Origin of the sequence: Puia sp. (assembly GCF_036500295.1) — a bacterium.
Taxonomy (GTDB): domain Bacteria; phylum Bacteroidota; class Bacteroidia; order Chitinophagales; family Chitinophagaceae; genus Puia.
On record NZ_DASYCH010000112.1, the window covers coordinates 14380 to 37803 of the forward strand.

At 52.5% G+C, this 23424-nt stretch carries 25 protein-coding genes; 14 read left to right on the top strand and 11 right to left on the bottom strand.

Features of this window, described 5'->3' with window-relative positions:
• The first annotated feature begins 36 nt into the window (after positions 1-36).
• From VGM48_RS20925 to VGM48_RS20960, 8 genes are all read left to right on the top strand, one after another.
• On the top strand, positions 37-681 hold the full coding sequence (locus tag VGM48_RS20925) for an LON peptidase substrate-binding domain-containing protein (protein WP_331582383.1): 645 nt from the start codon (positions 37-39) through the stop codon (positions 679-681).
• Between the two features lie 2 nt (positions 682-683).
• Positions 684-1409, top strand: a complete 726-nt coding sequence (locus VGM48_RS20930) for a type III pantothenate kinase (RefSeq protein ID WP_331582384.1) — start codon at positions 684-686, stop codon at positions 1407-1409.
• On the top strand, positions 1393-1989 hold the full coding sequence (gene lptC / locus VGM48_RS20935; protein ID WP_331582385.1) for an LPS export ABC transporter periplasmic protein LptC: 597 nt from the start codon (positions 1393-1395) through the stop codon (positions 1987-1989). Before VGM48_RS20930 ends, lptC begins: the two co-directional genes overlap by 17 nt.
• Positions 1990-2113: 124 nt before the next feature.
• Positions 2114-2755: a TetR/AcrR family transcriptional regulator gene (locus VGM48_RS20940; RefSeq protein ID WP_331582386.1), complete on the top strand. Its 642-nt coding sequence runs from the start codon at positions 2114-2116 to the stop codon at positions 2753-2755.
• 49 nt (positions 2756-2804) lie between these two features.
• Positions 2805-4121, top strand: a complete 1317-nt coding sequence (locus tag VGM48_RS20945; RefSeq protein ID WP_331582387.1) for a TolC family protein — start codon at positions 2805-2807, stop codon at positions 4119-4121.
• 44 nt (positions 4122-4165) lie between these two features.
• Positions 4166-5209 (top strand): HlyD family secretion protein, encoded by a 1044-nt coding sequence (locus VGM48_RS20950; RefSeq protein WP_331582388.1) that lies wholly within the window; start codon positions 4166-4168, stop codon positions 5207-5209.
• 20 nt (positions 5210-5229) lie between these two features.
• Positions 5230-6780: an MDR family MFS transporter gene (locus VGM48_RS20955; protein ID WP_331582389.1), complete on the top strand. Its 1551-nt coding sequence runs from the start codon at positions 5230-5232 to the stop codon at positions 6778-6780.
• A gap of 590 nt (positions 6781-7370) precedes the next feature.
• Positions 7371-8195: an NAD(P)-dependent oxidoreductase gene (locus VGM48_RS20960; protein WP_331582390.1), complete on the top strand. Its 825-nt coding sequence runs from the start codon at positions 7371-7373 to the stop codon at positions 8193-8195.
• Positions 8196-8299: 104 nt separating this feature from the next.
• Here the strand turns inward: VGM48_RS20960 and VGM48_RS20965 are convergent, their stop codons facing one another.
• The 4 genes from VGM48_RS20965 to VGM48_RS20980 form a co-directional block, all read right to left on the bottom strand.
• The gene (locus tag VGM48_RS20965; protein WP_331582391.1) at positions 8300-8674 is read right to left on the bottom strand and encodes a DoxX family membrane protein; all 375 of its coding nucleotides are present in this window, start codon (positions 8672-8674) and stop codon (positions 8300-8302) included.
• A gap of 162 nt (positions 8675-8836) precedes the next feature.
• Positions 8837-10390 carry a lysine--tRNA ligase gene (lysS, locus tag VGM48_RS20970; protein WP_331582392.1) on the bottom strand — a complete coding sequence of 518 codons (1554 nt, stop codon included), beginning with the start codon at positions 10388-10390 and terminating at the stop codon, positions 8837-8839.
• A 130-nt stretch (positions 10391-10520) separates the two neighbouring features.
• A complete protein-coding gene (locus VGM48_RS20975; RefSeq protein WP_331582393.1) occupies positions 10521-11405 on the bottom strand; it encodes a flavin reductase family protein in 885 nt (294 codons plus the stop codon).
• The gene (locus VGM48_RS20980; protein ID WP_331582394.1) at positions 11402-12415 is read right to left on the bottom strand and encodes a fumarylacetoacetate hydrolase family protein; all 1014 of its coding nucleotides are present in this window, start codon (positions 12413-12415) and stop codon (positions 11402-11404) included. The genes VGM48_RS20975 and VGM48_RS20980 overlap by 4 nt, the downstream gene beginning before the upstream one ends.
• A gap of 31 nt (positions 12416-12446) precedes the next feature.
• On the opposite strand from VGM48_RS20980, the gene VGM48_RS20985 reads away from it, so the two are divergent.
• The gene (locus VGM48_RS20985) at positions 12447-13691 is read left to right on the top strand and encodes a serine hydrolase (RefSeq protein ID WP_331582395.1); all 1245 of its coding nucleotides are present in this window, start codon (positions 12447-12449) and stop codon (positions 13689-13691) included.
• 11 nt (positions 13692-13702) lie between these two features.
• Complete coding sequence (locus VGM48_RS20990; RefSeq protein ID WP_331582396.1) at positions 13703-14359, top strand: sterol desaturase family protein; 657 nt, start codon at positions 13703-13705, stop codon at positions 14357-14359.
• Here the strand turns inward: VGM48_RS20990 and VGM48_RS20995 are convergent, their stop codons facing one another.
• The 3 genes from VGM48_RS20995 to VGM48_RS21005 are packed head-to-tail and all read right to left on the bottom strand — an operon-like array spanning position 14360 to position 16624.
• Positions 14360-14704, bottom strand: coding sequence for a hypothetical protein (locus VGM48_RS20995; RefSeq protein WP_331582397.1), 345 nt, complete (start codon positions 14702-14704; stop codon positions 14360-14362). It lies immediately after the preceding gene.
• 5 nt (positions 14705-14709) lie between these two features.
• Positions 14710-15501, bottom strand: a complete 792-nt coding sequence (locus VGM48_RS21000) for a TIGR02757 family protein (RefSeq protein WP_331582398.1) — start codon at positions 15499-15501, stop codon at positions 14710-14712.
• Positions 15485-16624: a cystathionine gamma-synthase gene (locus VGM48_RS21005; RefSeq protein ID WP_331582399.1), complete on the bottom strand. Its 1140-nt coding sequence runs from the start codon at positions 16622-16624 to the stop codon at positions 15485-15487. The genes VGM48_RS21000 and VGM48_RS21005 overlap by 17 nt, the downstream gene beginning before the upstream one ends.
• 271 nt (positions 16625-16895) lie before the next feature.
• Between VGM48_RS21005 and VGM48_RS21010 the strand changes: the two genes are divergently transcribed.
• Positions 16896-17357 (top strand): hypothetical protein, encoded by a 462-nt coding sequence (locus VGM48_RS21010; protein ID WP_331582400.1) that lies wholly within the window; start codon positions 16896-16898, stop codon positions 17355-17357.
• A 12-nt stretch (positions 17358-17369) separates the two neighbouring features.
• On the opposite strand, the gene asnB is transcribed toward VGM48_RS21010, so the two are convergent.
• Genes asnB through VGM48_RS21025 form a run of 3 tightly spaced genes read right to left on the bottom strand, consistent with a single transcriptional unit; the run spans position 17370 to position 20405 of the window.
• Positions 17370-19217, bottom strand: a complete 1848-nt coding sequence (gene asnB, locus VGM48_RS21015) for an asparagine synthase (glutamine-hydrolyzing) (RefSeq protein WP_331582401.1) — start codon at positions 19215-19217, stop codon at positions 17370-17372.
• 6 nt (positions 19218-19223) lie between these two features.
• Positions 19224-19790, bottom strand: coding sequence for a DUF2911 domain-containing protein (locus VGM48_RS21020; RefSeq protein ID WP_331582402.1), 567 nt, complete (start codon positions 19788-19790; stop codon positions 19224-19226).
• A gap of 12 nt (positions 19791-19802) precedes the next feature.
• Positions 19803-20405, bottom strand: coding sequence for an ACP phosphodiesterase (locus VGM48_RS21025; protein ID WP_331582403.1), 603 nt, complete (start codon positions 20403-20405; stop codon positions 19803-19805).
• A gap of 344 nt (positions 20406-20749) precedes the next feature.
• Between VGM48_RS21025 and VGM48_RS21030 the strand changes: the two genes are divergently transcribed.
• From VGM48_RS21030 to VGM48_RS21040, 3 genes are all read left to right on the top strand, one after another.
• Positions 20750-21214 carry a hypothetical protein gene (locus tag VGM48_RS21030; protein ID WP_331582404.1) on the top strand — a complete coding sequence of 155 codons (465 nt, stop codon included), beginning with the start codon at positions 20750-20752 and terminating at the stop codon, positions 21212-21214.
• Between the two features lie 130 nt (positions 21215-21344).
• Entirely contained in the window at positions 21345-22319 is a 975-nt protein-coding gene (locus tag VGM48_RS21035) for a deoxyhypusine synthase family protein (RefSeq protein ID WP_331582405.1), read from the top strand.
• A 17-nt stretch (positions 22320-22336) separates the two neighbouring features.
• A complete protein-coding gene (locus VGM48_RS21040; protein WP_331582406.1) occupies positions 22337-22849 on the top strand; it encodes a hypothetical protein in 513 nt (170 codons plus the stop codon).
• Positions 22850-22880: 31 nt separating this feature from the next.
• Here VGM48_RS21040 and tatC read toward each other — a convergent pair.
• Positions 22881-23424 (bottom strand): twin-arginine translocase subunit TatC (tatC, locus tag VGM48_RS21045; protein ID WP_331582407.1); only part of this gene is annotated, 544 nt, incomplete at its 5' end.

A 23424-nucleotide genomic window follows, 5' to 3' on the forward strand; every position in this document is an offset into this window, starting at 1 on the left:
CTAGTCTCTTTTTCAAAAAACGGTATTTTTGCGCCTATGACGAACTTCATACCCGTGTTTCCCCTGGGCATCATTGTATACCCGGGAGAAACAGTGAACCTGCACATCTTCGAGCCGCGTTATAAACAACTCATAAACGAATGCTATGCCGAGGCAAAGCCCTTCGGCATCCCCACCGTGATCGACAACCGGCTGAATGAAATGGGTACGCTCGTAAAAATTACCGAACTGGTAAAAGTTCACGACAACGGCGAGATGGACATCCGTACCCAGGGCCTTCGGGTCTTCCGGGTGCTCGAACTCATCAAATCCGTCCCCGACAAATTATTCAGCGGGGCCATCGTCAACTACCCCGATAATATCGAAGGCCCCGGGAAAAGGGACCTCATGCAACGGGTGGTCAACGCCATCCACGAACTCCACAAGATGCTGAATATCGAAAAAGACTTCAAAAAGCCGGATGAAGAGCTGGCAAGCTATGATATCGCCCATCACATCGGTCTTTCCCTCGAACAGGAATACGAACTCCTGGGCCTGCTCCGCGAAGAACAGCGCCAGGAATACATCAAGCGCCACCTCGGGAAAGTGCTGCCGGTGATCGCCGAAATGGAGACCTTGAAGCAACGGGTAAAACTGAACGGACATTTCAAAAACCTATCTTCGTTCAAATTTGAAGATTAGCCATGGCTACGACCCTCTGTTTTGACTTTGGCAATACCCGGATGAAATGCGCCGTCTTTGTCGACGGAAGCTTTGCAAATGAACAGGTGCTGCCGGATGACAGCGACCCGACGATCAACGCGCTTCTTGACCGGTATCACCCCGATCGTACCATCCTGTCATCCGTCATCGGGCACAACCCCGGCCTGGAAGTTTTACTGCAGGAACATACCCATTTTCACAAGCTGGGGCACCAGTCCAAATTGCCGGTTACCACGCCGGTGGGAAAACCGGAGACTATCGGGGCCGACCGCCTTGCGCTTGTCGTAGCCGCGGTAACCCTTTTCCCCGGAAAGAACAACCTCGTCATCGGGCTCGGCTCGGCCGTGACGTATAATTATGTGAATAAATACAGGGAGTTCATCGGCGGCGGCATCTCACCCGGGATGGAAATGCGCCTCCGGTCCCTTCAGACCTTCACCGCCAAACTTCCCCTTGTAAAAGCCGACTGGAATTTTCCCCTCGTAGGTTATGATACCCGGACCAATATCCTCAGCGGGGTGATCCTCGGAATGGCGAAAGAAGTGGATGGCATGATCGAAGCGTATGAGGAGAAATATGACAACTTTAACGTGCTGTTAAGCGGTGGGGACGCCGTTTACTTTACCCGTCACCTGAAAAAGAAGATATTTGCGGACCCATATTTGATCTATAAAGGTTTGTATGCTATCAGTGAGTTCAATCAATAAGGTCCTTCCGGCGTTGCTGGCCATCCTCCTGCTCAGTGCGGCCTGCAACAGCAAGACTGCCGCACCGGCAGTCACTACCGGTCCGCATAAGGTGGTCCCGGAAGAGGTGGACACGCTCAGCAGCATGATGAGTGAACCCGTGATGGGACCCGATGGAAAGCTGACCGCAAAGGTGAAGGGGAAACTGACGGCGCCGTATATGCTGCGCTATCAACTGGCCGATTCCCCGTATGCAGAATTCCCCCGTTCGCTGCATGTGGATTTTTACAACGATACCCTGAAAACGGAAAGCCAGCTCGACGCCCGCTATGGAAAATATTTGCAGAACCAGGACAAGGTCTATCTGCGGGATTCGGTCGTTGTAAAGAACATCGCAAAGGGCGATACACTCCGGTGCAAACATCTGTGGTGGGATCAACATACCGAAAGATTCTATACGGATGACTCGGTACGCATCTATACCCCGGACAAGATCCTCTACGGAACGGGCATGGAAGCCGATCAGAACTTTCGCTGGTATACCATCACCAAGCTCACGGGTACCGTCCTCACCGCCGGCAGCAATCTCCCGAGCCAATAAACTGAAAAACAATAAACTATCCTGAAAGCCTCGCCTCGAGCGGGGTTTTTGCTGAAATAAAGTCAATTAAACGTTTGTTTAATTCAAACGTTTGTTTAACTTTGTGAAGCAATTCGCAATTTACATGTCAGATAAAAGAGAACATATCCTCGTCATAGCGGAGGACCTTTTTGGAGAAAAAGGGTTTGACGGCACTTCGGTGCGGGATATCGCACAAAAGGCAGGCGTCAACCTGGCGATGATCTCTTATTATTTTGGCTCGAAAGAGAAATTGCTCGAAGCCCTGATCGTTTTCCGCGCCGAATATGCCTATGGCATTTTGGAAGAGCTCAACAAGGATCAATCCCTGAGTCCCTGGGATAAGATCGACCGGCTGGTGGATTTCTATGTCGATCGCATCCTCAACAACCTCCGGTTCCACAATATCATGTACCAGGAATCCATTGCGGTTCGAAGCGAGGAGATCAAAGGCCGGGTCATTGGTATCAAGATGCGCAATCTGGAACAGATCACCAAGATCATTACCGACGGTCAGCAAAAAAAACTTTTTCGGCAGGTGGACATCCCTATGACGGTCGGCACCATCATGGGAACCATCTCATCCTATACCCAATCCCGGCACTATAGCTGTAGCATTCTTGCCATACGAGAAGACGTGGATGACTTGGCCTACCGTGCAAAGCTCGGTCCCCGCCTGAAGGTCCATCTAAAGCACCTTCTGCGGGCTCATCTGGATATCCGGAACGAGCTCCCGGCTCAGAGCTAAGCGTCAGCGTAATGAACTAATTGAACCGAAAGTAAAATACAAGAACAACATGGAAAAAAAGTTAGCAGGAGTATTATGCTTCTTACTTTTTACAATCCTGGCATCCGATGCACAGCGAACCCTCACTATGGATGAGGCCGTGCAATTGGGTTTACAGAACAGCAAACAGTTAAAAAGATCACAGGACAAGATCGATGAAGCCCTGACCAGACTGGATCAGGCCAGGGACCTGAAGTACCCCAACGCAAAAGTGAGCTTTCAATACCTTCACGCGTTAATGTTGTCCCGCGTTATCCAGATCCCCGGGGTGACAAAGGATCCCATCAAGCTCCCTTTCGACTTCCCCGCTTACATGGGTACGTTGTCGGTCACCGAACCGATCTTCAACGGCAATCAGTTCAAGTATGCGAAGCAGTCAGCCGATCTGATGGTGCAACTGAGCCGTCTCGATGCCGACAAAGACAAGGATGATATCACGTACCTCGTGATCACCTCTTATCTCAACTATGATAAGATCCTTCAGAACATGCTGATCGTCGCGCAGAACATGCAGGACGTTCAGAGCAAACTGGAAGAGATCACCAAATACGAAAGCCAGGGTCTCGCCACCCAGAACGATGTCCTGCGCTATCAGTTGCAGAAATCACAACAGCAACTGACCGAGATCGAACTGGAGAACAACCGCAAGATCGCCAACTATAACCTCGACATCATCCTGGGTCTGCCCGATACCACGACCATCATGCTGCCTCCCGTCACGTACCGCGTGAACGAACAGCTGGTCTTTACCGACCTGCTGCAGACAGCCGAAACCAATCGGCGCGAACTGCAGGACATCGGCTACCAGACAAAACTGGCCGATATCAATGTTAAGCAGATCCATGACAAGCGTCTGCCTACGGTTGCCGCATCGGGCGGGATGTACTACATCAACCCCACGGGCCAGGTCATTCCGACACGTAATAATCTTATCGCGCCGGTCACCCTCGGCATCGGCGCCTCCTGGGATATCGGTACCCTTTATACCAACAAGAACAAGGAAAGGGAAGCCGCAGTCCAGCGCCGCGAACTGAACACCGCCCGCGACCAGACCCTTGACGACATCAAGCAGGATGTACACAAACAATTCATCCTCTATCAAAGCGCGCTGGAGAAGATAAAAGTGCTGGAGGTTGCCGTTTCCCAGGCACAGGAGAACGAACGGATCACCGAGTCCAAATTCCGCAACAACCTGGTGAATACCACCGACCGCATCGATGCTCAAACCCAGCTGTACCAGGCTCGCGTAAACCTGGAGCTGGCAAAATCCGACGCTACGATCTCTTACTATGATGTCCTGAAAGCCACCGGTAAGGTGCATATCTAAACGAGTCAACCAAAACAATTCAAACAAGATCATTTTTAAAGTATATGGAACAGAATAACACAAAAAAGCCGCGTAAAAAACTCGTATTTCCGATCATCCTGGGGGTAGTCCTGGTCGGAGCGCTGTTCTTCTCAATAAAGGAATATGTGTTCCTGCAGTCGCACGAAGAGACGGATGACGCACAGGTGGATGGGGACATCAGCCCCGTTATCGCAAGGGTGTCAGGGTATGTCCAGGAGATCCGGTTCAAAGACAACCAATACGTCCATGCGGGCGACACGCTCGTCATCCTCGACGATCGTGACTATCGCATCAAGCTGGATCAGGCCGTCGCCGCTCAGGCCGCGGCACAGAAGACGGCTGCCGCTGCCGGCGCCGCCATCAATGAAGCCCAGTCCAATTTTGCCGTGCAGAAAGCGAATATCGAACAGGCACAGGTAAGACTGTGGAAAGCCCAACAGGACTTCGAACGCTATAAGAATCTTTACGATGATCACGCCATCACCAAGGCGCAGCTGGACGAAGTGACCGCCGACCGCGATGCCGCCCGGGCCGGCCTCGACGCCGCCAAGAGCCAGGTCCCGGTCATCAATACCCGCGTAAATGTCAGCCGCGTACAAACCGTGGCCAGCAGCTCGCAGGTCGATACCCGCAAAGCCGATGTTGAATATGCAAAACTGCAGCTGACCTATACGGTGATCACGGCTCCCGCCAGCGGCATCATTTCCAAACGGAATATCCAGATCGGCCAGCTGGTGCAGGCAGGTTCTCCGCTGTTCTCCATCGTCCATGAGGACATCTATGTCACCGCCAACTTTAAGGAAACCCAGATGAGCGATGTTGCGATCAACCAGAAAGTGGATATCCGCGTGGATGCATTTGACAAACAGGTAATTCCCGGTACGATCGAATCTTTCTCCGGCGCAACGGGTGCTAAGTTCTCGCTCCTGCCTCCGGATAACGCCACGGGCAACTTCGTAAAAGTCGTTCAGCGTGTGCCTGTCCGTATCCACATTGACGCGGACACTTCGGTCCTGCGAAAAATGCGGCCCGGGATGAGCGTCGACGTCGTAGTCCATACCAAATAGATCACACTAATTAACTTTTTATGGCAGAATATGGCTTTAGAAGGTGGATCATCACGTTTACCGTCATCACGGCCGCACTGCTCGAGCTGATCGATACGACCATCGTAAACGTAGCACTGCCGAATATCATGGGTAACCTGGGCGCCACCCTGGAAGATGCCAACTGGATCGTGACGGGATATGCGGTGGCGAACGTGATCATCCTGCCGATGTCCGGCTGGCTGGGCGACCGGTTTGGCCGCAAGAACTACTTCCTTGCCTCGATCCTGGTTTTTACGGTCGCGTCCTTCCTTTGCGGTAATGCGAACAGCCTGACAGAACTCATCGCCTTCCGGCTCCTCCAGGGGCTTGCCGGAGGTGGGCTTATCTCTACCGGTCAGGCGATCCTGCTGGAGACCTGGCCGCCCACTGAAGTGGGTATGGCGACAGCCCTTTTCGGCCTCGGCGCCGTAGTCGGCCCGACCGTCGGCCCGACCATCGGTGGCTTTATCACCGATAACCTCTCCTGGCAGTGGATCTTCTATGTCAATATCCCCGTAGGCGCGATCGCCGCCTTCTGCGTGTCCACCTTTGTCCGGGAATCCCCAAAATATGGGCAGGGAAAACGCGTCGACTGGTGGGGGATCCTTTTCCTCGCGATCGGCGTAGGCGCACTGCAGGTCGTACTGGAAAAAGGCGAGGACAAAGACTGGACACAAACCTGGTGGATCACCGCGCTCATCTGGGCGACGATCATTTCCGCCATCTGTTTTGTCTGGCGGGAGGTGAGCATCGACTACCCCGTCGTCAATTTCAAGATCCTCCGGCACCGAAGTTTCTTTATCGGCATCTTTACCTCCTTCGTACTGGGCGTGGCCTTGTATGGAAGCACCTTTATCTTCCCGGTGTTTTGTCAGAACCTCCTGGGTTTCACCGCCGAACAGACGGGTCTGATCCTCTTCCCGGGCGGCCTGGCGACCATCTGTATGATGCCGTTTGTAGGGAATATGCTAAAGAAGGGCTTCCCGGCGCAGATCCTTTCTGCGGGCGGATTCATCCTCTTCTTCATCTTTTGCTGGATGCTCTCCAGTGCGACACTGGAGTCGGGCACCAACAATTTCTTCTGGCCGCTGATCGTCCGCGGGATCGGAATGGCGATCCTGTTCGTACCCCTGACAACGCTGGCTATCGCCGATTTGCGGGGGCCCGAGATCGGCCAGGGCACCGGTTTGAATAATATGATGCGCCAGTTGGGAGGGTCTTTCGGGATCGCCATCATGACCACGATCATCCATGTACGCATGGGAAAGAACCGGAACATCCTGCTGGAAAATATCAACAGTTACAACGGCGCCTACAACCTCCGGAACAACCAGATGATCCAGAATTTTGTCGGGAAAGGGTTCCCCCTCAAAGAGGCACAACAGATGGCGCACCAGGCCATGGAGGGCATCGTGACAAGACAGACTATGCTGACGACCTACGACGGGATCTACCTGATGATCGGGGTATTCACGCTTTTCTGCGTCCCGCTGATCTTCCTGCAGCCGTTCAGTAAAAAACCCGTGGCAATGCCCGTCGACGCGCACTAACATCTTTTAGATAGGAAAAAGAACCAACAGAAAGGCAACCGGATCGACAGCTCAAACCAACAAGTCCATGCAAAAGAAAAGTCCTGAATCTCTTCAGGACTTTTCAATTTTTTGTACGATACTTAACCAACAGTTCTCGGCCATCAATAGGTACAAATTTTAATTCGGCTTGTTCTTAGGATTTGGATCAACGTGGATTTTGGATTTAAGAATAAGTTCTGATCGATTAAGGATTCAAGGGCTTTTCCTTGGATTTGGATTCGTTGTCGGTTTTTGTTAAGGATCTTGGATCTTGGTTTTTTCTCGGAAATTGGATTTTGGTTTTTCTTTGGATTTTTTCATTCATTCATTCTGTTGGCTTCTCTTCGGACATTGGATTGGAATCGCTTATCGATCATACTTAACAAGACAAACATACTACAGAGTGGGTATGGGCGCAAGAGAAGAAGTGCTAGATTTCGTTGTTGTTGAATTTACTGTCCAATTCGTAGAATTACGTGTAGGGATATGGTATTGACCCGTGATTTTTTGGGATACATCATAAATTAGCCTATTTTGTAGTTAGTTACTTGACTTAGATCAAATATTCCATGAAGATTTTCGAGAATAAAACCGCCCTGATCACCGGAGGCACCCGCGGAATAGGAAAGGCCATCGCCCTGCGCCTGGCCCGGGAAGGCGCCAATATCGTCATAGCGAGCAAAACGGCCGAACCCAATCCCAAGCTCGACGGAACCATCTATACGGCTGCAGAGGAGATAGCCGCCGCCGGGGGTGGCCGCGTCCTGCCCATCCAGGGCGATATTCGCTTTGAAGACCAGATCCACGCAATTGTCGACCAGACGGTAGCAACCTTTGGCGGGATCGATATCCTCGTCAACAACGCCAGCGCCATCAATCTTTCCGCCACCGAACAGACGGAGTCCAAGCGCTTCGACCTGATGCACGCTATAAATGTCAGAGGCACATTTTTGATGAGCCAGGCCTGCATCCCTCACCTTAAACAGGCCCACAACCCGCATATTCTCAATCTTTCCCCACCCCTTAACCTGGATAGCCGCTGGTTTGCACCCCATCTCGCCTATACGATGAGCAAATACGGGATGAGTATGATCATCCTCGGCCTCGCCGAAGAACTGCGACAATACCGGATAGCCGCAAACGCGCTCTGGCCAAAGACCACGATAGCCACCGCAGCCGTCAAAAACCTGCTCGGAGGCGACTTCCTGATCCAGCGCAGCCGGACCCCGGAGATCGTCGCAGACGCGGCCTTCTATATCTTGCAGAAACCTTCTTTTGAAACGACAGGCAATTTTTTTATAGATGAAGACGTTCTTCATCAGGAAGGGATAACCGATTTTGGCAAATACGCCATCAATCCCGATCAAAAACTCATGAACGACCTGTTCCTCTAACGCATAGAAGACTCAATTCTTTTTCATTTTAATCCTTGGGTAAAAAAAGCAACCGTCCTCCCGCCTAGCACGGGAGGAGCTTTTTTATGGGGACCCCTGTCTGCCTAGGACCGGCGCGCCGCCAACAACAGGGCCGCGGCAGCAAGACCCGTGTCCTTGATCAGGTTCGTCAGCGGAAACCGCCTCGCATTGTTGTCCGGCGCATTCAGCACCGCCGGAAGATGCACCGTCAATACGATCAGCAGCAGGAAAAGGGTCAGTAGCAACGCGGCCAACCGTACCTGTTTGTCGATAAGAAAGGCTATCGCTGCCAGTAACAGACAGGTCCCGGTCGCATAGACCCAGAAGACACCGCCGGGGAGGAAAGAGGGAACCATTCTTTGCATGCCGGTACCATACACGAAGTGGTTGATACCAAAAAAACCAATAACGAGGGCATAGAAAATCGTCCCGATCTTGGAGAGGGTTGCATTATCCATATGACAATCGTTTTAGCTACTTCTAATATAACAAAAAATTGCCATGTAGCAATGGATAACTTATGCACAGGGATGACCGTTGCCGATAGTTTGGCCGCTTATAGGTTCGAAATTGCGGCTTTAGTATAGTAAATAGCTGCTTTGGGCTCTTCCAGCGTCTGTTCAGGCGTTTTCTCCGGGTGCTTCCGCCGGGTCCCCGATCTTCTCGGGGCGCATTTGCGGGAAGAACAACACATCCTGGATGCTGGGCTGGCCGGTCATGAGCATAACGATCCGGTCGATACCAAATCCGATGCCTGCGGTTGGCGGCATGCCATATTCGAGCGAACGCAGAAAATCATGATCAATGAACATCGCTTCGTCATCACCCCGCGCCATCAACTGAAGCTGCGCCTCGAATCGTTCGCGCTGGTCGATCGGATCATTCAGCTCACTGTACGCGTTGGCAATTTCCTTCCCGTTGACAATTAGCTCAAATCTCTCGACGAGACCGGGCTTGCTGCGATGTTTCTTGGTGAGCGGGCTCATTTCGACGGGATAGTCGATGATAAACGTCGGCTGGATAAAATGCTCTTCGCATTTGGAGCTGAACAGCTCGTCGATCAGCTTCCCCTTCCCCATGCTTGCGTCTACATGGATTTGCAGCCGCTGACACACCTCCCGCAAGGCCGCTTCGTCCATTCCGCTGATGTCGATGCCCGTGTATTCCTTTATTGCGTCATACATGGAGATCCGCCGGTAGGGCGCCTTGAAGTCGATTGTCTTTCCGTCTGCCTCCACGGTGGTGCTGCCGTTGGTGGCGAGCGCGGCCCGCTCGAGCAGTTGCTCGGTCGTCTCCATCATCCACAGATAATCCTTATAGGCGACATAGAACTCCAGTACAGTAAACTCGGGGTTATGCGTCCGATCCATCCCTTCGTTGCGGAAGTTGCGGCTGAATTCATAAACCCAGTCGAATCCCCCGACGATAAGCCGTTTGAGATAGAGCTCATTGGCAATCCGCAGGTAGAACGGCACATCCAGCGCGTTATGATGGGTGATGAACGGCCTTGCCGCCGCACCGCCGGGAATGCTTTGCAACACGGGCGTATCCACCTCAAGGGCGCCGCGCTCGTTCAAAAAGGCGCGAATCGCATTGATCATCTTTGTCCGCCGGACAAAAACTTCCTTCACCTGCGGGTTCACGATCAGGTCGGCATAACGCTGACGATAGCGGAACTCCGGGTCGGTCACCGCGTCGAAGGTCTCGCCTTCCTTTTCCCGGACGACCGGCAGCGGCTTCAGCGACTTCGTCAGTACGGTAAACTCCTTTGCATGGATGGAGATCTCGCCCGTCTTCGTAGTAAAGACATTGCCTCTCACCCCGACGATGTCTCCCAGGTCAAGCAAATGCTTCCAGACCTTATCATAAAGGGTCTTGTCTTCGCCGGGACAGATCTCATCCCGCTTGATATAGATCTGGAGCTTTCCGGTGCTGTCCTGCAGCGAGGCAAAAGAAGCCTTGCCCATGTCGCGACGGCTCATCAGCCGGCCGGCGATGCAGGTGTCAACGAAATCGGCGTTGTTGACGCCGTCCTTATAATTCTCCCTGATAGTTGCTGCGGTCGTGTTAACCGGGTAGAGTGCTGCCGGATAGGCATCGATACCCAACGAGGTCAGTTCCACCAGTTTGTCCCTGCGGATCAACTCCTGTTCCGATAAATTTCCTGTGTTCATACGTAAAAAGTCCCGCGAAGATAATTCATTCGCCGTGAGGCGCCAAGCGGGCCGGAATGACCAGGGTCATTCCCCGAAATTAGCTGATTGGCGCCGAAGGCTTGTTTTCGCGGTCGCCGTAGGCGCCAATCTAGGCGAGCGCCAGCAAGACCTGCCAGGCCTCTTTTACCTTCCCGGCATCCAGCAGCGAGGCCGCATAGGCATGCAGCTCTTTCTCCATCTCGTCCGGACTAACCGCATAATATTGGAAGATCTTCTTCAGCCGGTCGTCGTCATATGCCGGGTCCACTCCGGGCAGCTCGTGGACATTGGCCAGTTGCCCCAGGTGGTTACCGCTGAGGATCTTGCTGTTACGGATGGGGGCGGGGAGGGCGTCCATCCCGATGCCCAGCCGGGTATTCGGTTTCTCCACGACAAAAAGATTCTCCTCCCCGATCCGGCAATACCAATCCCCGCCCAGCCGCGCCACCAGGTGCAGCCGGCGTTGATCGATATGTTTCTTGTCGTCGTCGAGAATAGCCTCGTCGATATGCATCCGCAACGCCTCACAAAAGACCAGATTGCCCGCCCCGGCGCCGTCGCCTAAAACTTTTGTCTCCAGCACCCGGCACTCGATCTTGACCTTGCTTTCCTTCACCATCGGCGGCCGCACCAGGGTAGCCGGTTCCTCGGTAAAACCGGCCTTGACAAACTCGTTGACTTCCTTCGGAAAATCGCAGCTCGAAAGACTCGCCTGATGGACCATCGCAAGATCGACGATATTGATAACGACCTCCGGTATCTCGAGCACGTTATGCCAGGTGTGTTTTGTCGTATTGTCGCGTACCCGGCGGCAGGGAGAAAAAATAAGGATGGGTGGATTGGTCGAGAAGAGATTGAAAAAACTAAAAGGACTGAGATTGACCCGGCCCGCCGAATCGATGGTGCTCGCAAAACAGATCGGCCGCGGAGCGACGGAAGTCTGCAAAAAATGTTGCCGGTCCATCGCACTCAGGGTATCCAGATCGACGATCATGATCCCCGTTTTTTGATCGCAAGAAGCGAGTGGTCGCTGTCTTCGCGGATGATCGTATTGGCGAGGACACCCAACCCGTCCACTTCCAGCTCCACGACATCGCCTTCCTGCAGCCACTGCTCGGAATAGTTCGGATCATTCCCCTTGCCCGTTCCGTTGAGCTCCAGGAAACAGCCGGTTCCTACCGTGCCGCTGCCGATCACATCCCCGGGATAAAGATCGGCTCCATACGAAGCCCGCTCGATCAACTCGGCAAAGGTCCAGTCCATATCGGCCAGGTTGCCGTCACTCACCTGCACTCCGTTGACCCGGCATTGCATCCGCAGATTCCAGCTCTTACCCGTATGACCTTCCTTACATGCCGTTTCGAATTCCTGCAATTCATCAAGGGTCACCAACCAGGGACCGGTTGCCGTTGCAAAGTCCTTACCCTTGGCAGGTCCGAGGTTCAGCAGCATCTCTTCCAGCTGCAGGGTCCGGGCGCTGAGATCATTCATGATCATCAGCCCGGCAATATAGTCATCGGCTTCCGCCGCCGGGATATTCCGGCCAAACCGGGAGACGACGATCGCCACTTCCAACTCGAAGTCCAGCTTTTCAAAATGATCGGGCATACAACGGACCTCACCGGGACCCATGATGCTATGATGGTTGGTAAAATAAAAGACGGGATACTGATCGAATTCGGGGAGCATGGGAACCTTGCGGTTGCGCCTGGCTGCAGCCACATGCTGACGGAAGGCATAGCCATCCCGGCAGGACCCCGGAAGCGGCAAAGGGGCCAGTAGCGTCGCCTCTTCGATGGGCAGGGCCCTGGACCAACCCTGCCTGCCCTCCTCGATCGCCTCAACACCCGCCTGCGCGATCGGATACAGCTCATCCCAATAATTCAGGAACATATTCATCGTATTGGGGATATCGGGATGGATACGTTCGATGTCATAAAGGAGGCCGTTAACAAGGACGCCCAGCTGCTCATGTTCGCCCTTCAGATAGGTTGTAAGCTTCATAGTCGCAAGATAAATGATTATTTTGCACCCTATGCTACGGTTTGTCCTTTATTGCCTGCTTCTCGTAACAGGCTTCAGCGTATCCGCCCAGCCACGGTCGGACAACTTCCTGGTCCGCCTCCTGCGCGAGCAGGCCTCGCCTGCCCTGCTCCGGGTACTCGACAAACCCGACTCCTTCCATTATCAGCTGATCTATACCCGGATCGACCGGGACAAAAACAACCGGCCTCATTTTAAAAATTTCTACTACCGACTGGATGCAAATGACTATTTCAACCCCGCTTCCACGGTAAAGATGCCCCTGGCGTTTCTCGCCCTCGAGAAACTGGACAGCTTGCGCAGCTATGGGATCGATAAGGAAACGCCGATGCTGACGGACAGCGCCTACAGCGGCCAGACCCCTGCGCATACTGATACCAGTTCGGCAGACGGCCTGCCTTCCGTGGCCCAGTATATCCGAAAGATCTTCCTGGTCAGCGACAACGATGCCTACAACCGGCTGTATGAATTCCTGGGTCAGGAATATATCAACCGCCGGCTCGGGGAGCTCGGCTACCCGGATATTCGCATTACCCGCCGCTTCGTTCCCATGAGCGAGGAGGAAAATCGCCATACCAACCCTATCCGGTTCGTCCGCGACGGCCGGACGCTTTATCGGCAGGAGCCGGCCACCAGCCACTTCGAGTTCGACTTCAGCCACCCTTACTTTTATGGCAACGCCTATTACGACCGCCATGACTCCCTGATCCATGCCCCGATGGACTTTACCCGGCATAATAATTTCCCCTTAGCAGATGCCCGGCAGATCCTGCAATCGGTACTCTTCCCCGGCTCGGTCCCGCCCGTCCGCCGCTTTCATCTCAGCCCCGACGACTACCGCTTTCTATACCGGCATATGTGTGAATTGCCAAAAGAGTCGGAACACCCCCGGTATGACACAGCCGAATATTTCGACAGCTACACCAAATTCTTCTGGTTTAAGGCCGGTCACCGCCCCATCCCTCCCTATATCCGCATATTTAACAAACCCGGCTGGTCCTATGGCTTCCTGACCGATATCGCTTATATAGTCGATTTTGAGCACAAAGTGGAATTCATGCTGGCCGGAACGATCTATACCAATAGCGACGGAGTGCTGAATGACGATAAATATGACTACGAAGAAATCGGGTACCCCTTCTTCAAAGAGGTAGGGGAGATCCTTTACCGGTATGAGCTCTCCCGGCCCCGGAAAGTTGCGCCCGATCTCCATGCTTTTCGTATTTTTGTACCCTAGTAGCGGAAACCATGAAATTCGAAAAGATCAATAATAAAGGACAGGCACAGTTATTTAAGAACCAGTATTTGGAAATGCTGACGAAAACACACCCCCTCGTCATTTGGGGGATGTATCTGCCTGTAATCAGCTATTTCCTCTATCATGCAGGGGCCGATCTGGGTTATCCCCTCGTTCGCATCGCTCTTGTCTTCCTTGGCGGGATCTTCTTCTGGACCTTCTTCGAATACCTCATGCACCGGTATGCCTTTCACGCCATCGCCGAAAGCGAGCGTGCCCAGAAGTTTGTCTATACCCTGCACGGCAATCACCATCACTATCCCCGCGATAAAGAACGGCTGTTTATGCCCCCCGTCCCAAGCCTGATCATTTCCTCCACCCTTTTCTTCCTGATGTGGCTGGTTATAGGAACCCATGTCTTCATGTTCTTCCCGGGCTTTATACTTGGCTATCTGCTTTATGGCAGCATGCACTACGCCATCCACGCCTGGAACCCTCCCTTTAAATGGATGAAACCCCTCTGGCGCAATCACCACCTCCATCACTACAAGGACGAGCACAAAGGCTTTGGCGTGAGCAGCACCATCTGGGACCGGGTCTTCGGCACCATGTTCGATCTTAAAAAGGAAAAAGAAGATAAAGAGAAAGTAAAGGAACTGATGTATTGATCACCATCTTTCTTCGCCACCGCCAGGGTCCTGGCGGTTACCCTCGCCGTTCGGGTCCTGCCGGTATCGCCGGCGTGTTTCAATCTTCTGCCACTGCCTTTCCAGGATCAGCCTTGCAATGACCAGGGCGGCATCCTCCCCCGCATTCTCCTGTAATAATCCTCGCAGCCGCGCTTCGTTTACATCGATCCGGTACAGCAGCTGCACCAGCGCCCCGAAATCCTGCCGGATCATCCCGTTGACTCTTTCTGCCAGCAGCGTCTCCAGCTCCGCGAGGGTCGGGACATCCCGAAGCCCCAGCTCATAGCTTTTGTTGAGATCCTGTATCAGGGCGTTGGCTTCCATAAACATCAGAATTTCTCCATTACACCCAATCCAAAAAGGGCAAAATCATATTTCACCGGATCCGCGGGATCAAAAGCCAGCAGTCGCTCCGTGAGCTCCAGGGCCGCAAGCCAGTCCGTGGGCACCCGGGTCAGCAACTCGAAGCGTTTGGCAACCCGGGAAACATGCAGGTCCAGCGGACAGATAAGCTTTTCCGGGCCGATCCGCCGCCAGAGACCAAAATCGACGCCGTTGGAATCGCGCCGGACCATCCATCGCAGAAACATGTTGATCCGTTTGCAACTCGAGTTCTTCTCCGGCGAGGCGATATGCTTGCGTGTGCGGGGTGGAGTCTCGTCTAAAGAAAAAAAGTAATGGTAAAATGCCGATAGCGCCCGCTCTGCCTGCCAGCCCTCCGCCGCCGGCCCCCGCTCCTCCCAGGGCCGCAAAAACGCATCTTCAAGCGAATCATAATGACTGTAATGATGGCGGAAGAAGGCAATAAAGTACAGCAGATCGGTTGCATTAAAGGTCCGATGCCTGAATCCAAGAAGCTTCTTCAGATCGTTATCCGTATGATGCAGGATAAATTGATAAGGCGCCCGGTCCATCAGCTGCATCAGCTCCTCCGACTTACGGATGATCGTCGTGCGATTCCCCCAGGAAAAGATCGCCACAAAAAAACCGGCTATCTCGATATCCTGTTGCAGAGTATATTGGTGTGGAACGCTGATCGGATCGCCCGGAACAAAGGAAGGCCGGTTGTACTCGGCAACCTTCTTGTCCAGGAAAGTCCGCAGATCAACCGATGGCTTCACGCAGATCCGCTTTAAGATCATCAACATCTTCGATCCCGATACTCAGCCGGATCAATGAATCGCTCAACCCGTTTTTTAACCGTTCGTCCCGTGGAATGGATGCATGGGTCATGCTGGCCGGATGGTTGATCAACGACTCCACCCCGCCAAGACTCTCGGCAAGCGCGAGCAGCCGGGTCGAGGACAATACCTTTCTGGCGGCCTCAAGACTATCGTCCTTCAGCGTAAAGCTCATCATCCCGCCAAAACCCCGCATTTGCTTTTTGGCGATGGCATAGCCGGGATGATCCTCAAACCCGCACCAGTAAACCTTTCCCACTTTGGGATGGGCCCTCAGCCAATGCGCAATGGCCTCACCGTTGGAACAATGCCGGTCCATGCGGACATGTAAGGTCTTTAGCCCCCGCAACACAAGGAAGCAATCCTGCGGCCCCGGTACCGCGCCGCAACTCTTCTGAATGAAGAACAATTTTTCCCGCAGCTCGTCGCTGTTCATTGCCAGACAGCCATGGATCACATCGCTATGGCCGCCCAGGTATTTGGTTGCGCTGTGCAGAGCGATATCGGCGCCCAGATCGAGCGGATTCTGCAGATAGGGCGAGGCGAACGTATTGTCAACACAAAGCAGGATCCCCTTTTCCCTGGCAATGGCCCCCAACGCCGCAATATCCATGATATTCATCAGCGGATTGGTCGGAGTCTCCACCCAAAGAAGCCGGGTATTGGCGTTGATGTGCGGGCGAATGGCATTCGCATCCTGCATATTGACAAAATGAAACCGGATACCGGTCTTCTCAAAGATCTTCGTAAACAGCCGGTAAGTCCCCCCATACATATCATTCGCCGCGATGACCTCGTCACCGGGCACAAGCAACCGGAGGACCGCATCGGTAGCCGCTACGCCGCTGCTGAAACAGAGCCCGTGCCGGCCATTTTCTATCTGGGCAATAGCCGACTCCAGCGCCGCGCGGGTAGGGTTTTGCGAACGGGCGTACTCATAGCCTTTATGAACACCCGGAGCGCTTTGTACATAAGTCGAGGTCTGATAAATGGGAGTCATGATGGCGCCCGTCGAAGGATCGGGTTCTACGCCTGCATGTATAAGTTTGGTAGAGAGTTTCATTCACTAAAGATACGAATCGAAAACGACTCATCCAGTTTAACAAAAGCTTAACCCCCTCCGAGCAACATGACTATTGCGGCTTCGAGCATCGTTTCGCCGGTTTAAAAAGAGCTTTTACACCCTTTGGTCAAACCCGTTCATAACCCACCGTTAGCCACTCTGCAGAGGGCTCGCCGGAAGTGTAGAATTGCTTGACTTGACTTCTATTACCCGCTAGCTTTACTCTATCGAAATGAAATCGTTTTTTAAAAATCATTAAAAATAAAACACCATGACACGCCGTTTCTCCCCGAAAAGTTTACTCATCGCTTGCTGTCTCCTTACGCTTTCCATGGGAGCCTTTGCAGCCCCGGATGGAACCATCAGCGATAAATTATTACAGGCCTTCAACAGGACTTTCCCCGATGCTCAGCAGGTAAAATGGGCGGAGACGGAAGACCGGTACATGGTCAACTTCAAACAAGGAGATATCCTTACAAAAGTTGAGTATGATAAGGAAGGCAATTTCGTAAGCTCCCTGCGCTATTACTCAGAGAAGAACCTGCCCGTGAACATCCTTTGCCGCCTCCAGAAGAAATATGCGGACAAAAAGGTGTTTGGCGTCACCGAAGTGACCACCGAGGCCTCCGTCGAATATTACGTCAAACTCGAAGATGCCGAGAATTGGATCACCGTAAAATCCAATGTCGATGGGATTATGCAGGTAGTGGAAAAATATAAGAAGGCCAGTTGATCAACGGCGCCTCTATGCATCAATACAAGCCGCAGTAACCAGATATCGCCAGTCATGGTTTTCAGCCGCGTGGGCCTCCTGCGGCTGAATTTTTTTTTGCAGTACGCCGGGAACCAGGATACCCTTCTTTACCAGGCTTCGTCTCGCCTCATGAATATACTCCTGTAAGGTGGCATCCTGCATCCAGACGCGCTGAGGCGGCTCAAATCCGGTCTTATCCCGCCGGTATACGATCTCATCTGGAAGAAGTCCCTCCATGCTTTGACGCAACAGCCACTTTGTCCAACCCTCCCGGATCTTAAAATGAGAAGGAAGTGAGAAAACGAATTCAACCAGGCTATGATCGAGAAAGGGAAGCCTTATTTCAATCCCATGGGCCATGGAATTGCGATCGGCGTATCTCAGAAGTTCTTCCATGCCGTTCATAAACGTGTTGTAGTAAAGGATGCCGCTAAGCTTATCAATATGCGGGATATCATAATACGACACGCCGTACTCCTGGATAAAATCCCGTGAGAGATCGCTGCTCCGTCGCTGCTGTGCCGACCGCTTCTTCTTGAGGAAAATGCCGGCATATACCGGCAAATGGGCCGCCAGGCGGTTCTTCCATGACCATCGGTCGCTGACTCCCGACTCCCGTGCCGCCTCCAGTTCGAAGGCAAAGGCCTTTTTATCGCTGCGGTACAATTCCTGCCAGTACCAGCTATAGTATTTGTGATATCCAGCCAGCACCTCATCGGCGCCCTGTCCATCCAACAGGACTTTTACGGAATGCCGGGCCGCCAGGCCGTATACGTTGAACTGGGCATAGATGCTGGAAGAAAGAAAGGGCTCCTCCTGGTGATAGACAAGCCGCTCGAAATCCCGGATCAGATCGGTCGCCGAGGGGGTCGACGAATAATTGGTCAGGGAGAGCCGTTGGGTAAGCAGCTGAATAAATCCTGACTCATCCTTTTCAAAGCCCGGGAACAGCGCCGAGAAAGTGGACAGGTCGGCAGGGCGGTCGGGTTGTTGGAGAACACTGGCGACAACCGCGGAACTGTCCAGGCCCCCGCTTAGACTCGTACCTATCCGGACATCGCTGCGAAGCCGCCGATAAACGGATTCATGGAACAGCTGGCTAAACCGCTCGATGGCCGCCTCTTCCTTTATGGATTGAGTTTGTCCCACCTCGATATCCCAGTAGGCGGAGATCTCGAGACTCCCGGAAGCCGGATGGTAGACGAGAAAGGAGCGGGCCGGCAGCCGCGAGATATTCTGAAAAAAGGTCTCCGCGCCATTGCCTGGATTTTGGGTGTACCCGATCGTCAGAAAATTGAAGATCATCCGGGGATTGTTCTCCTTTTTTATCCCGGCGGCCCAGAGGGCCTTGATCTCGCTGGCAAAGAGGAATTCCTGCTCATCCTGATAAAAGAAAAGCGGCTTCTCGCCAAAGCGGTCCCGGGCGATAAACAACCGTTGCAGGCGTTCATCCCAAATGGCAAAGGCAAACATCCCGTCGAATTGCCGGAGACAGTCCTCCCCAAAATGATCGAAGGCCGCGACAATGACCTCGGTATCGGTGCGGGAGGAAAAAGAATAACCCCTTGATTGCAGCAGGCGACGCAATTCGAGGTAGTTGTAGATCTCGCCGTTGTGGATGATCGTATAGCGTTCGAGATAGTGCATCGGCTGGGCGCCGGCAGCACTCAGATCGATGATCGACAGCCGGCGATGGGCCAGGCCCGCCAGACCGCCGGGACTCGTCCAGCAGCCTTCGCCATCCGGGCCGCGATGCGCGATAGCGGCCGACATATTCTTCAGCCGTTGTGGAGTGACCTTTGCCGCATCGGCTGAAAGAATGCCTGCAATACCGCACATAAATATCTACCAGTTTATTGGAAGCTTTACGAGAACGTCGTCCCAGCTGATGATCAATTCGGCGCCCTTTCCTGCTTTTTGAAAGGCCATGGAAAAGGCTTCCGCAACATCAGGCCGTTTTTCTACCGGGACGGTTGTTCGTAGAACATCTTTGGAAGAATCATACCGGAAAGCACCCCAGGTGTCCGTCTCTTTATTCAGGATCAGCACCCACGTGTCTAAATTCACAAGCGCGTACAGCGTGTACCGCCCCTTTTTGATCACTTTGTTGTCGATTTTTACATCCCTGAAAAACTCGATCTCCGTCGCCTCATTGGCGCCAAGCCGCCACACCTGCCCGTAACCGATCAGGTCGCCAAACAACTTTCTTCCCCGTTTCTGCGGCCGGCTATAGACAACCCGGGCTACAGGGGGTTCCGACACCTTGTCCTGTATCTTCAAAACCGGGTAATCGACAGGATAGTAGCTCATATCCAGCGGCGAACTGTCCAGGTTGGAAGAGGAGGCCGGCGGTTGCGCCTTTGCCAGGGTCAGGCCCAGGATCATACTCACGAAAAGAACAAACTTCTTCATAGACCAAAATTATCACATTTGAAGCTGTCCCAACGTGCGCAATGCAAAATCTTTCAGCTCCGGGAAGAATTCAAGATAACAGGCTTCCAGATCGGCGTAATGAGCCTCAAAAAGCCGTTTTGCAGCCTCCGCCCCGGGCATATATTTCGCCCTTCTGGCCAGGCCCTCAAAGCTGGAAAAAATAAGCTCCTTATGACCATAATGCGCCAGCCAGTCCTCGCGCCGCATATAGTGAAACATCCGGGCAAACCGTTCGGGCAGAAGGGCCTCATACTCGCCCACCTGCTCATACGTTTTACGGGCAAAAGTTTTCAGCGAACTACCTACTTCCCCTGGTGGGAAAATAACGGGATCGTTTGCCAAAAAATGGTCATATATAATGTCTGTCAACGGACCGCTATACAATCCGTAATCTTCCCTAAAATAAGATTTCGCCTTGCGGGTAACCGGATGTGCGTCGGTAAAGCCGTCGATAGCCCGGTGTAACATGATGCCTTGCCGGATTTTCGGCGGATAACTGTCTTTCTGTTTTCCCTTTACAAAATCACTGATCAGGTTGCCGACCGCTATTTCAGGTAGATCGAAAGAGAGATATGCGTGTGCGAGATAATTCATCCTTACAATTTAACACCTTCAAAGACTATTTTAAAGTTTTATTAAGAAATCGGCGCAAGTACAGGCTGACAGCGTGTTTCAGCAATAATGCAAAATCAGCGGTTCTTGCCGTGGAACCTGTTTGTTTACCATTCGATAACATCAGTCGCCATTTGTCCATATTGGCTTGCACGCCGATGTAACCTATGATAGCTTTGCGTCGTCAAATAGATCGGAGTTCTTTTTATAACGACGACGCAGTGCTGAAAAAAAAGTTTTAAACAGCTGCAACATGCTTCAAAAACCTGCGTCTTATATATAGAACAAAAAAGAAAAGACTTTTAAAAACTTACAAAAATACAGTTATGAAACAGTTCATTTTATCCATCGCTACCATGCTTATGATGGGTGTCAGTGTCAGCGCCTTCGCTGGGAAAAATGACGACGGTGTCGTCAATCAATTAGCCGTAAAATCCTTCAAAAAAGATTTCACCGGCGCAAGCAATATCATCTGGGAGCAAAGGGACAGCTACACGAAGGCTACCTTCTCCCTCCACGGGCAGGTTCTTTTTGCCTACTACAATAATAACGGTGACCTTCAGGCCGTGGTAAGGAATATCACTTCTGATCAGCTGCCGATCAACCTGCTCTCTTCGCTGAAGAAGGCGTATGACGGCTACTGGATCTCCGATCTTTTCGAGATCGTGTCCGACGATCAGACAAGCTACTATGTAACTCTCGAGAACAGCGATAAAAAGATTGTTTTGAAATCACAGGGCACGGAATTCTGGAACGAATACAAGAAAGAAAAAAAGGATCGGTCACTATAAATTTTTCGAGGTTAGTTTTTAGTTGGCAAGAAGCCGCCCATACGGGCGGCTTCTTTGTTTGCATCCTGCTTTTGCAGGAAAATGTCTATTTTCGCGGCTCAAATATGAACCATTTTCAAACGAATTTATCATGAATAAAGGTCCTATCTCGCAATTCATTGAGCATCACTACAGGCACTTCAACGCCGCCGCATTGGTAGACGCCGCCAAAGGGTATGAAACTCATTTGCTTGAAGGTGGCAGGATGATGGTCACGCTCGCCGGTGCGATGAGCACAGCCGAATTAGGCATCTCCCTGGCCGAAATGATCCGCCAGGATAAGATTGCGATCATCAGCTGTACCGGCGCCAACCTGGAAGAAGATGTCATGAATCTTGTGGCCCACAGTCACTACAAACGAGTGCCCAACTACCGGGACCTTACCCCCCAGGATGAATGGGATCTGCTGGAGAAGCACTACAACCGCGTCACCGATACCTGTATCCCCGAAGAAGAAGCCTTCCGCCGGCTGCAAAAGCACCTCGTAAAGGTGTGGAAAGACGCGGAAGCAAAGGGCGAACGGTATTTTCCCCACGAGTTTCTCTACAAGGTCGTTCTCAGCGGCGACCTGGAGCAATACTATGAGATCGATCCAAAGAACAGCTGGATCGTTGCCGCGGCAAAAAAGAACATCCCCATCGTCGTTCCGGGTTGGGAAGACAGCACGACAGGTAACATTTTTGCGAGTTATGTCATAAAGAACGAGCTAAAGGCAAGCACGGTCAAAAACGGTATCGAGTATATGGCCTGGTTAGCAGGATGGTACCGGGAGAACAGCGGCGGCAAAGGCGTTGGCTTCTTCCAGATCGGTGGCGGCATCGCCGGTGATTTCCCGATCTGCGTTGTGCCGATGATGTATCAGGACCTGGAATGGCATGACGTTCCGTTCTGGACCTATTTCTGCCAGATCTCCGATTCCACCACCTCCTTTGGCTCCTACTCCGGCGCCGTTCCAAATGAGAAGATCACCTGGGGAAAGCTGGATATCCATACCCCGAAATTTATTGTTGAAAGCGATGCCACCATCGTCGCCCCGCTCATCTTCGCCTGGGTGCTTGGCTGGTAATCACAATGCATGTCACTATGAACGCGAATTCCGAAGAATTGTACCTGGAAGCCGAGGCCGACATAAAGAACAACAATTACGCCGAGGCATTTAAGAAATACGAAAGCATCCTCTATGAGGAGCCCGACAGTGCGCCGGCGCATAACTCGATGGGCTGGCTGTACAAGACCCAGTTCGATGACTATGCAAAGGCGGAGAATCACTTCCTCACCGCCATCAAATGTGATCCGTTATATCCCCATTCTTATTTCCATATCTCGGCGCTGCTGATGGATATGGAACGGTTCGATGAATTGAGGCAGCATCTTGACCGGTGTCTGCGGATCCGCACCATCGATAAATCCTGGGTCTACGGCCGGTATGCCCTCGCCGAAGAGTTGCAGAAAAGCTACGGGCAGGCCGTTTTCTATTTCGAGAAGGCCATCCTCGCCAGTCAAAACGACGAAAAGATCAAGGATTACCGGCAGGATATCGAACGCTGCCAGATGAAGACGGAGATCTTTCAGAAACATACTAATACTAATTCATAAAGGGATTTTTTAGGTCCCTTTATGATCCCTCTTAGCTCCATTCCTCATTCTCCTTGGCTTCCATGCGCTTGAAGACGCGGACAGATACGCGGATACTGAGTTCATACAGGAGGATAAGCGGCAATGCCACGATCGTCTGGCTCATCCAGTCCGGGGACGGCGTGATGATCGCCGCTATAAAAAGGATCGCCACATAGGCATACTTGCGATAGGTGCGCAGGAATTTCGGCGTGATCAGCCCGATGGTCGTAAGGACATAGCTCACGAGGGGCAGCTGAAAGGCGATACCGGCCCCAAGGATGATATCCACCAGGTTCTCTACGTAGTCATCCAGGGTGGGGATGGTCTTGATCGCGCCGGAAGTGCCGATCTGATAGTTGAACAGGAAGCTAAAGGTGAAGGGCGCCAGCAGGAAATAGCCGAATGCCACCCCCAGCATGAAGAAGAAGCTCACCCAGAAAATGGCCCCGCGGCTGCTTTTCAACTCTTTAGTGGAGAGTGCCGGCTTAATGAACCGCCAAAGCTCCCAGAAAACGTACGGGAAAGCCACTACAAACCCGCCCACGATGGCGATA